9 protein-coding genes and 1 pseudogene are annotated in these 9,304 nt (G+C 58.5%); 3 read left to right on the top strand and 7 right to left on the bottom strand.

Annotated features, from left to right (window positions below; translation table 11 throughout):
* From DPA2511_RS22790 to DPA2511_RS21495, 5 genes and pseudogenes are all read right to left on the bottom strand, one after another.
* Positions 1–205: glycerophosphodiester phosphodiesterase family protein (locus DPA2511_RS22790; protein WP_035049635.1), on the bottom strand; the 205-nt coding region annotated here is incomplete at its 3' end.
* A 91-nt stretch (positions 206–296) separates the two neighbouring features.
* Entirely contained in the window at positions 297–1,424 is a 1,128-nt protein-coding gene (locus DPA2511_RS09685; protein ID WP_012765484.1) for an extracellular solute-binding protein, read from the bottom strand.
* 42 nt (positions 1,425–1,466) lie between these two features.
* Complete coding sequence (locus DPA2511_RS09680) at positions 1,467–2,303, bottom strand: ABC transporter permease (protein WP_012765483.1); 837 nt, start codon at positions 2,301–2,303, stop codon at positions 1,467–1,469.
* On the bottom strand, positions 2,300–3,160 hold the full coding sequence (locus tag DPA2511_RS09675) for an ABC transporter permease (protein ID WP_012765482.1): 861 nt from the start codon (positions 3,158–3,160) through the stop codon (positions 2,300–2,302). Before DPA2511_RS09675 ends, DPA2511_RS09680 begins: the two co-directional genes overlap by 4 nt.
* Positions 3,157–4,235: pseudogene (locus tag DPA2511_RS21495) on the bottom strand (ABC transporter ATP-binding protein). The gene DPA2511_RS09675 and the pseudogene DPA2511_RS21495 overlap by 4 nt, the downstream one beginning before the upstream one ends.
* 363 nt (positions 4,236–4,598) lie before the next feature.
* On the opposite strand from DPA2511_RS21495, the gene DPA2511_RS09665 reads away from it, so the two are divergent.
* Positions 4,599–5,726: an ROK family protein gene (locus DPA2511_RS09665; protein WP_012765480.1), complete on the top strand. Its 1,128-nt coding sequence runs from the start codon at positions 4,599–4,601 to the stop codon at positions 5,724–5,726.
* A gap of 152 nt (positions 5,727–5,878) precedes the next feature.
* Here the strand turns inward: DPA2511_RS09665 and DPA2511_RS09660 are convergent, their stop codons facing one another.
* Positions 5,879–6,466 (bottom strand): hypothetical protein, encoded by a 588-nt coding sequence (locus tag DPA2511_RS09660; protein WP_023638293.1) that lies wholly within the window; start codon positions 6,464–6,466, stop codon positions 5,879–5,881.
* Positions 6,467–6,729: 263 nt separating this feature from the next.
* Here DPA2511_RS09660 and DPA2511_RS09655 point away from each other — a divergent pair, with 263 nt between their 5' ends.
* Positions 6,730–7,473 (top strand): MerR family transcriptional regulator, encoded by a 744-nt coding sequence (locus DPA2511_RS09655; protein ID WP_012765478.1) that lies wholly within the window; start codon positions 6,730–6,732, stop codon positions 7,471–7,473.
* A gap of 191 nt (positions 7,474–7,664) precedes the next feature.
* On the top strand, positions 7,665–8,942 hold the full coding sequence (locus tag DPA2511_RS09650; protein ID WP_012765477.1) for an NAD(P)/FAD-dependent oxidoreductase: 1,278 nt from the start codon (positions 7,665–7,667) through the stop codon (positions 8,940–8,942).
* A gap of 160 nt (positions 8,943–9,102) precedes the next feature.
* On the opposite strand, the gene DPA2511_RS09645 is transcribed toward DPA2511_RS09650, so the two are convergent.
* Entirely contained in the window at positions 9,103–9,300 is a 198-nt protein-coding gene (locus tag DPA2511_RS09645) for a hypothetical protein (protein ID WP_023638292.1), read from the bottom strand.
* Positions 9,301–9,304: the final 4 nt, after the last annotated feature.

Genomic DNA, 9,304 nt, shown 5'->3' with positions numbered 1-9,304 from the left:
GATCCACCCGGTCGTCATGGATAATCACCGGCTTGCCGTCTCGCGTCAGCTTGACGTCCACTTCCAGCCAGCGGGCCCCCATTGCAGCCGCTTTACGCATCGATACCAGCGTATTTTCCGGCGCCAGCGCCGCCGCGCCGCGGTGAGCGATCAACCGCTCCGGGACAACGCGCGGTGCCGGACGTATCAGTGCAACATCAGACATAATCATTTCCTTGCTGTATAGATGAACCATGCGCGCCGTCCCATCCCTGCCGTAATACGGGGTAACGCCACGGCGCCATACCATGCTGACGTCACTTAAGCATGACGTTCTGAATAAACTGTTTTCTGATCTCTTCACCCAGCGGCTTGGCCGCCCAGGCGAACGACCGGGAACGATCGAGCGCCCCGTTGGCGTCGTCGGCGGTGCTGCTGCCGGCAGGCAACAACGGCGCCGTGCCGAACTGCTGATGGAATCGCTGCTGGGTTTCCGGCAGCGTCAACCAATGGATAAACAACAGCGCCGCCGCTTTGTGGCGAGCATTGGCGGGAATGGCCACCACATTGCCGCCGCCCGGCATACCGAAATCCGGCAGATAGAACTTCACGTCACGGGAAACCTCGCCGCGGTTCTGCAACGAAATAACCAGATCTTCCCAGGACGCCGCCAGCTTGAACTCGCCGGCATTCAGCCGGGAAATGCTATCGGCGTTGGACGCGCTAATCACAAAATGGCTTTTATAGCGATTGAACCAGCTCCAGGCGGGTGCGAAACGTTGCAGGATCGGCGGCGTGGCGTCTCCGTTGCGGTAATTCACCTGCGGAACCAGCGTGCGGGTAATGGATTCAATAAACGCCGGGCCGGAACCGCCATTTTCCACATTGAAGGCAAATTCGCCGGGATTGTTCTGCATGAACTGCTCGAACTGCGGCAACGTATGGGGTAATTCGTTGTCGCGAATGCGGGCGGCGTTATAGGCAATCACGGTCTGATTACCCCAAAACGCGACCGCATACCCTTGGGTATCAACCCCTTCGATGTTGTAATGCAGACCGCCGCCGTCCGGTAGCCGTTTATCGAGCGGCCCCCAGAACAATCCGGGCGCCCGGAGCTGACCGAACTGGCTGCCGCCCACCGACAGCACATCGATATCACCCTGAGGGCGGGATTGCTCCGCCAACAATTTATTGATGCTGGCGGCGACCTCGCCATCTGGAATAACGACATGGATGCCGTACTGCGTTTCAAACGCCTTCACTTCCTCCCGCAGCCGATCCTGATAATACCAATTGAACCAGGTCAGCTGCCCTTCCTGCCTGGCCTGCGCTTCCACGTCCGCCCAGGATGCGCTGGCAAGATCCGCCGCCTGAGCGACCGACGCCGACGACAAGGCCAGCAACCACCAAGATCGTGCGATTGAACCTTTCAATAAAGCCAACATGCGATACCCCCCTGAAATTAACCCTGAAAGTAAAACTCCGGTTTACCCTTTGCTGACAAAAACCGAGGTGGAGACGTTGCGCATCAGGCGCTCCATCACCAGCATCAACAGTACGTTGGGCACCACCAGAATGAGCGAAACGACGGCGGCATTGGGCCGGATAAAGTTGTAGCCCAGGTATGAATAGAGAATGGTCGGCACGGTAATGAAATCCGGCGCGCCGATAATGTAGGACACCGAAAATTCCTCGATAGACAGGATAAACACCATGATCAGCGCCGCCAGCACGCCGGATTTCAGCGTGGGCCAGTATGCCGTGCATAACACGATGCGCCGCGGCGCCCCCAGATTGCGGGCTGCGTCAATCAGATCCTGGCGCACCAGCGCGAATGCCACGCTCAAAATCCGGATGGCGTAAGGCAGAAACAGCACCGTGTGACCGATGAAAATGCCCAGGAATCGCGAATAGAGCCCCAACCGCATCAGCAGCGCGGAAAGAAATATGGCAATCACAAATCCCGGCCAGGCGATCGGTAGTAATGTCAGCAGTTGCGCCAGCGATTTGCCGGGGAAATCAAGACGGCCGAAGGCATAGGCGGCAGGCAACGCCAGCAGCAGGGAAGCCAGCGCCACCGCCGGCGCCAACAGGTAGCTGTTTATCATGGCGTCGGGCAGCGATGTGCTGTTCCACATCAACCGCCAGCGCGCCAGCGACAATACCCGCGGCAGCACATCGGGGTAGGCCCAAGGATGAGACGGATCCACCAACGACCACAGGATCGCCATCGCGAACGGCAACACCATCCACACCACGCCCAGCAGTAAGAGCGCCACCAGCAGCACCCGATTCACACACGCCATGTTGTCGCGGCCCATCATCTTCCCCTCCCGCTACGCCGTACCAATACGCCGGCACACGCGGCCAGTACGCCGGCGCCCAACAGCGATAACGCCATCAACATCACCGCCACCACTGCCGCCTGATTCCATCCCTCCGCGCCGCTTTGCTGCACGCGCAACATAAACTGCGCCATGGAGTTGACACTGACGGGGCCTGCGACGGACTGGAACGAAAAATCCCCGGCGGCGCCGATGAAAATCAGCACCAGCGCAGTCTGTAGCGACCGCAACGTCAATGGCAGCACCACACGATGAAAGCGCGCCCAGGTTCCGGCGCCCAGATTACGCGCGGCCTCCAGCAACGTATCGCCCACCGCCCGCACGGCACCGCTCATTAGCAGCAGCGCGAACGGCATCTGTTTCCAAACCTGGAGTATCACGACGCCGATGCCATAAGGGTCGTTCTGCAGGCGCACGGGGCGCGACCCTATCCCCAGACGCACCAGCGCCAGATTCAGAAACCCCTGATACGCGATGAAATTGACGAAGAGAAAAGCGGCCGTCAGGCCGTGTACCAACAGAGGCGCCTTGAGCAACGCCTGCAGCAGGTCGGAACCGGGAAACGGCTTACGCAGCCAGATGGCCAACGGATACGCCACCGCGACCGATAACAACGCGCTCAGCGTCGCTATCCGCGCTGAGTAGAAAAAAGACCGCCAGAGCTGTTCATCTGCCAACATGGTTTGCCAGAACCGCAGCGAGAACCCGCTTTCCCCGGCAAAGTTGAAAAAACCCACCGATTGCGACACCGCCATCCCCAAGACGGCGATCATAAACAGCACGATGGCGCCCACCCCCGGCAACAGCAGCAGGTAGGCCGTCAGCGTTGTCTTCATGCCGCGTCCTCCTGCAGAAAACGCAACTGATCCGGCGGCAAAAAGAATGGCAGATGCTGTTTTCCGCCAGCGTCCGATGACCGGGCAATTGCACCCGGAAGCAAACATCGCCGCCCGCTTCCGGAGAGCCTTCCACATCGGTCTGGCTGCCAAGAAAGGTATTGCGCCGGATACGCAGCGCAAACACATTCGGCTCCCCGCCCCCCCGCTCCAGCAGCCCGGCCGCTTCCGGTCGCCAGCACACATAAGGTCGCGCGGACACCGGCGGCTGATCCGATTTTACCGTCAGCGCGCCCAGCGGCGTCTGCACCTGATAAAGCCTGGCGCCGACATCACGGTCGGTGATCGTGCCCGCCATAATATTGGCGGTGCCGACAAAATCGGCGACAAACCGGCTAACCGGCTGGTGATAAATCTCCTGAGGCGTCCCGATCTGCGCCACGCAGCCGCCTTCCATCACGATCACCCGGTCGGACATGGCCAGCGCTTCGGCCTGATCATGCGTGACGTACACCGCCGTAAACCCGTATTGGCGCTGCAACGCGCGGATCTGTAACCGCAATTGTTCGCGCAGTCGGGCATCCAGGTTGGACAATGGCTCATCGAACAGCAAAACATCCGGACGAACCGCCATCGCCCGCGCCAGCGCCACCCGCTGCTGCTGCCCGCCGGAAAGTTGCGCCGGCAGCTTTTCCAGATGGTTGGTCAACGCCACCGTTAGCGCGGTTTCCGCCACCCGCTGCCGCTGCTGCGGCGAAGGAACCCGGCGTTGACGCAGGCCGAATGCGATGTTGTCCGCCACCGTCAAATGAGGGAACAGCGCATAGGACTGAAAACACATCGCCGTGTTACGTTTTTCCGGCGCGATACCCTGCATATCCCGGCCACCGATGCGGATCGCGCCGTCGTCGAGTGGAACAAACCCGGCGATGGCCCGCAGCAATGTGGTTTTGCCACAGCCGGACGGCCCCAGCAAAGTGACAAATTCCCCCTCCTGCACGTCAAAAGAAATCCCTCTCAGAACCGCAACGTCGCCATAACCCACCCGGGCTTGAACCACTTCCAACCTGCTCATACATCAGCCTCCGTTTGTCGCCAACCCGGCGCTGCAGATGCGTATAGCAGGCGCCCTTATTTTAATGCAATATGCATAATAATAATGACAGCGATGTTGCAGAACGGTAAAAGAGAGAAGAATAAGCAGGAGCGCGGCCGCACGCCATCTGCGCTATAACACGCAAAAAAGTGCTGAAAAACTGGGTTTATCGTACATAACATCGCAAACAGCGATATTGCATCGCCGCTGCCGAGGTAACAGTTGACTATCGATACACCGCACCGGCATTATCATTCGAAATGTTTAATAATTGACATCGCATCGTTCTACCACAGCAGATAACCTCGGGAGAAACATGAACTTTTCCAGCGGAGTACCGGTATGACCTTATGGACACACAGCGACGATGACGCCGCGACGATCAATGAACGCATGGTGCTGGATATCGTCCGGCGCCGTCGGCGCATTATGCGTTCGGCTATTTCTCCCCTGACCAATCTGACGCAACCGTCGGTTCACCGTATTATCGATACCCTGCTGGAGCGCGGCCTGCTGCAACTGGGCGACAGCATTATCCACGGCCGCGGGAAGCCCAGCCCGGCGCTGGAGCTGCGGCCCTCGGCGCAATACAGCATCGGCGTTTCCGTTAATACCGACAGCCTGTCATTCTGCCTGTGCGATTTTCGCTGCCAACTGCTGCACGAAGAAACACTCGATATTGCGCTGGACGATCGCGCCAGAGCGCTGATGGCGCTGAAAAGCCGGGTGCGTCAGGCGTTACAGTCCACCAGCACGCCGACGTCGGCGCTTGTCGGCATCGGTTTCGCCATGGCGGGGTATTTGGTTGGCGAGAAGCGGATGTTCAACGCGCCGGAGCCGTTGCAAGACTGGTCGCTGGTCGATCTGAAGCTCGAGCTGGAAACCCTGTTCGATCTCGATGTCTGGACAGAAAACAACGCTACCACCGGCGCGATTGGCGAATCCATTCTGGGCGCCGGGCTGCAATACCCCACCTTCGGCTACTTGTCGTTCAACTATGGTTTCGGCGCGGGCATTATCATCAATGGTCAACCGCTGGTCGGCGCATTCGGCAACGCCGGGGAAATCAGCCGGATCTATACCCGGGAAGAGCACCCGTCACGGCCGGCGCTGGGAGAGTTGATAAAACGACTGAACGCCCGCGGTATTGATATCCAGCGCATCAGCGATCTGCGTCAACACTTTGACGCTGACTGGCCGGGCGTCAGGGAATGGGTTACGGAAGTCGGCCCCTGTCTGAATCGGGCGATTGACGCCCTGCGCGCCGTGATCGACCCGGCGGCGATCGTATTCGGCGGTGAACTGCCCGCCGCGCTCGGCGCGCTGCTGCTACAGGTTCCCTCCACGCGCCAACCGCCGCGTTATGGACAGGAGGCGGCGATGCCGCGGTTGTTGCTCAGCCAGATTCATAACGACCCGGCCGTGGTCGGTGCCGCCCTGATGCCGCTGAAAGCACGCTATTTCGCCTGAACCTCCCCGTGAGCCGACGCCGTTCGCCGGCCCCGCCAATCAACGGCCGAGCGGCTTCCCGCGCGATCTGGCCGCCCTGAAATGGCGGGGACAAACGATGACGATACCGGGAGCCGTGATATTGCCCGCCCGCTGTCGTCATCACGCAATCGTCACTTCTTATCGGGCGCCGCAACGCTTCGATTCAATTCCATCACCAGGTTAGCGCTCCTCTGCATCGCCGCGTCAAACGCTTTGTCGTCGACTAAACTGACCGGTTGGATCTCCATGACACGCCCTTTGACCAATGATGCACACAACAGGTGTACTACCTGGTTATTGATGAGGGTTCGCAGGCAGCGAATCTTCGGCACCCCCTCCACCGCCAGATCAATCTTTTCCGGTCTGATGCGCTGGCGAAGCATCTCTTTTTCGGCGCTGGCGACCACCGCTTCCAGATCGCTATCGTCGCGCGCCTCAGGAATTCGCCCATTCTTATCCGCTGGCAGGGTATAGAGGGTCACTAACGCCTTGCGTTTGGTGGCGGCCTCCATGTATTCCGCTTCCACCGTATGGTCGTGGGCATCGACATTGGCGGAACGGCGGTTAAGCCCATCCACCACCACCGGCAGTTTGTCCGCCAGTTGTTGCGTCGTATATCCGGCAATCAAATCCGGGTTGGCGGCATCGGCGAAACCATACAACGGCAACGCCAACAACAAGCCACACAATCCCTTCTTCACACCCTCATGCATTTTCATTACCTCTCTTAATCATGACCGGACACCTACCATAGACTGATTCCATCACGCGACGGACAACAAGCGGACTTTATGTGTTTATTGTTTGTTTTAAAACAAAAAACTAAAAATTTACCGCCCCCATCCCTGGCAGCCGCCATCGAATCTCCCCGCTGCCCCCCAAACGTCCTCATCGCGCCCCTCACTCCGTCACAATAACTTGTACATATTTATATAAATGTCTAAGTTTATCGGACTGCGCTCCGCACTATCGAAGGGACGGTATGGCTTATTACAGTATTAGCGAATTCTCAGCACGTTGCGGCGTTCATGCCGTCACATTACGTGCCTGGCAGCGTCGCTATGGCCTGTTGCAACCTAAACGTACCGAAGGCGGACACCGGTTATACGACGATGAGGATTTGCAGCAGGTCAATCTGATCCTGTCCTGGATTCAAAAAGGGGTCTCGATTGGCCACATTCGGCCGCTGCTGGACGGTACCGGAACCCCGCAGGATACGCAGGATCCGACACGGCAGGAAACGCTGCTGCAGCCGCTGCAGGCCGGGCAGTTGTCTCGTCTGCGAACGGCGCTCTACGCCATGGGACGCGAATATCCACTGCCCTATCTGGTGGATCAGGTGTTGCGCCCGTTGCGTACCCGCCTCAGCAGCGGGCAATCCGCCATCCGCACCCTGCTTCACCTGCTGGACGGCATGATCGTCAGCTATACGGCTTTTTGCCTGGAGAGCGCCCGCAAACGGGGCGACCGGAATACGATTGTCGCCGGGTGGAACCTGAGCGACGCCACCGAAATCTGGCTGGAAGCGCTCAGACGCTGCGGTGAAGCACGCCGATACGAGGTGGTGCCGCACCCCATGACGATGCCGCAGCCGGAACTGTTTCCCACTTGCGACTGGGTGCTGATTTGCGCACGGCCGCTGTCGCCAGAGCAGCAGAGCGTGTTCCAGCAATGGATTGCCAACGGACTGAGCGTCGATATCGTACTGCTCGGTAATGCCCCTTAACATTAACGCGCTACCGCCGGAATCAAGGAATCGACCATGATCAATGTCCGAATACCCGATCTCTTCCGTGTTTATTGCCGCTTTCCGGCTTCTTTCGATGTACAGGCTACCCGCCGAAAACACGCACCAGCGCACCAGCGCATCGCGTTGTCCTGTTTAGTCGCTTCCCGGCAACCGTGCAGGGTGACACCATGAAAATCGCGATTATCGGCGGGGGGATCGCCGGAATGACCTGCGCCTGGAAACTGGCCGACGGGCACCAGGTGACTCTGTTCGAAGCCAATGATTATCTCGGCGGGCATACCGCGACGGTCGATGTCGCGCTAGGCGGCCGCAACTATGCTATTGACACCGGTTTTATCGTTTACAACGAGCGGACTTACCCCCGTTTTACCCAGTTGCTCAACGAGCTGAACCTGCAAGGGCAGAAAACGGAAATGAGCTTTGCCGTCCATAGCGCCCATAGCGGCCTGGAATACAACGGGCATACCCTCGCCACCCTGTTTGCGCAGAAACGTAATTTGCTCAATCCGCGCTTCTGGCGCTTCCTGAAGGAAATCCTGCGCTTCAACCGTTGTTGCAAACAGTGGCTGACCACCAGTTTGAACGATGCTATGACGTTGAACGATCTGTTGCGCAAAGAAAGATTCGATGACTATTTTGCTCGCCACTATATCCTCCCGCTGGGCGCAACCATTTGGTCATCTTCCATGGCGGCGATGCGTGTATTCCCTTTGCGGTTGTTGTTGCGTTTCTTTAATCAGCACGGATTACTGGATATCGTCAATCGTCCGCAATGGTATGTGATCCCCGGCGGCTCGCGGGAATACATCCGCCGGATGGAACAACGGCTGAAAGGCCGACTCGATATTCGCCGTCACGCCCCGGCACTTGGCGTGTGGCGGGAGCCGATCGGCGTCAGGATCCAATCCGTTCACGGGGGCGAGTTCTTCGATGAAGTGATATTCGCCTGTCATGCCGATCAGGCGCTGCATTTACTGGGCGATCCACGACCGACGGAATTGGCCGTACTGCAACAGTTACCCTACCGCGCCTGCGATGTGGTACTGCATACCGATATCCGCTGGCTACCACGGCGCCGCAAGGTATGGGCCGGCTGGAATTATCGCCTGATGCACGACGGCACTGACGACGAACAGCTCCCGGCCAACATCACCTGCAACCTGAATATCCTGCAGAGTTTACGCGGCGCCCCCTGTACTTTCTGCCTGACCTTTAACCCATCGCAGCCGATCGACGATGCATTCGTATTACACCGTTTTGTTTATCACCATCCAATCCTCAACCAGCAAACCCTGTTGGCGCGACAGCGACGGCGGGAAATCAACGGGCGTCACCATACTTGGTATTGCGGCGCTTACTGGTATAACGGTTTTCATGAGGACGGCGTGCGCAGCGCGCTGGATGTGGTGAATACCCTCTCCAAACGCCTGACCGGCAAGTCCTAGGGGATAACGCTGTCCGCACATACCCGAACGCGGCGTTTTTCATCACCGTCTCGATGCGTCAGGCAACAGCGATGTGGTTTTCCGCCGCATAGACAACCGCCTGACGCGGGTTTTTCAGCCAGAATCGACGCATTTATTCATCAGCCTGGCTTGACTATTCTCAACCAAAACAGGGGGCATATTTCTCGTCATGCTTGCGCCATGCCGGATAGGCACACGAGGACATCAGCATGCCGGCACCTGACGACGAAAAACGCAGCAGCGCGCCCACCGACGCCGCTACGGTCGCCCGGCCGAAGAAACGCGCCGAAAGTTGTGATCCGGTCTGCGGACAACCGTCATGCAAGGAGCACATCATCAGA

This window comes from Musicola paradisiaca NCPPB 2511, assembly GCF_000400505.1.
Classification (GTDB): domain Bacteria; phylum Pseudomonadota; class Gammaproteobacteria; order Enterobacterales; family Enterobacteriaceae; genus Musicola; species Musicola paradisiaca.
Note: the sequence above shows the minus strand (reverse complement) of the source record. Positions and strands in the feature narration are given on the sequence as shown.

Excerpts from the sequence above, each read along its gene's own strand:
- DPA2511_RS09685 (WP_012765484.1), bottom strand. The coding sequence starts at position 1,424 with ATGTTGGCTTTATTGAAAGGTTCAATCGCACGATCTTGGTGGTTGCTG.
- DPA2511_RS09680 (WP_012765483.1), bottom strand. The coding sequence starts at position 2,303 with ATGATGGGCCGCGACAACATGGCGTGTGTGAATCGGGTGCTGCTGGTG.
- DPA2511_RS09675 (WP_012765482.1), bottom strand. The coding sequence starts at position 3,160 with ATGAAGACAACGCTGACGGCCTACCTGCTGCTGTTGCCGGGGGTGGGC.
- DPA2511_RS09665 (WP_012765480.1), top strand. The coding sequence starts at position 4,599 with ATGACCTTATGGACACACAGCGACGATGACGCCGCGACGATCAATGAA.
- DPA2511_RS09660 (WP_023638293.1), bottom strand. The coding sequence starts at position 6,466 with ATGAAAATGCATGAGGGTGTGAAGAAGGGATTGTGTGGCTTGTTGTTG.
- DPA2511_RS09655 (WP_012765478.1), top strand. The coding sequence starts at position 6,730 with ATGGCTTATTACAGTATTAGCGAATTCTCAGCACGTTGCGGCGTTCAT.
- DPA2511_RS09650 (WP_012765477.1), top strand. The coding sequence starts at position 7,665 with ATGAAAATCGCGATTATCGGCGGGGGGATCGCCGGAATGACCTGCGCC.
- DPA2511_RS09645 (WP_023638292.1), bottom strand. The coding sequence starts at position 9,300 with ATGATGTGCTCCTTGCATGACGGTTGTCCGCAGACCGGATCACAACTT.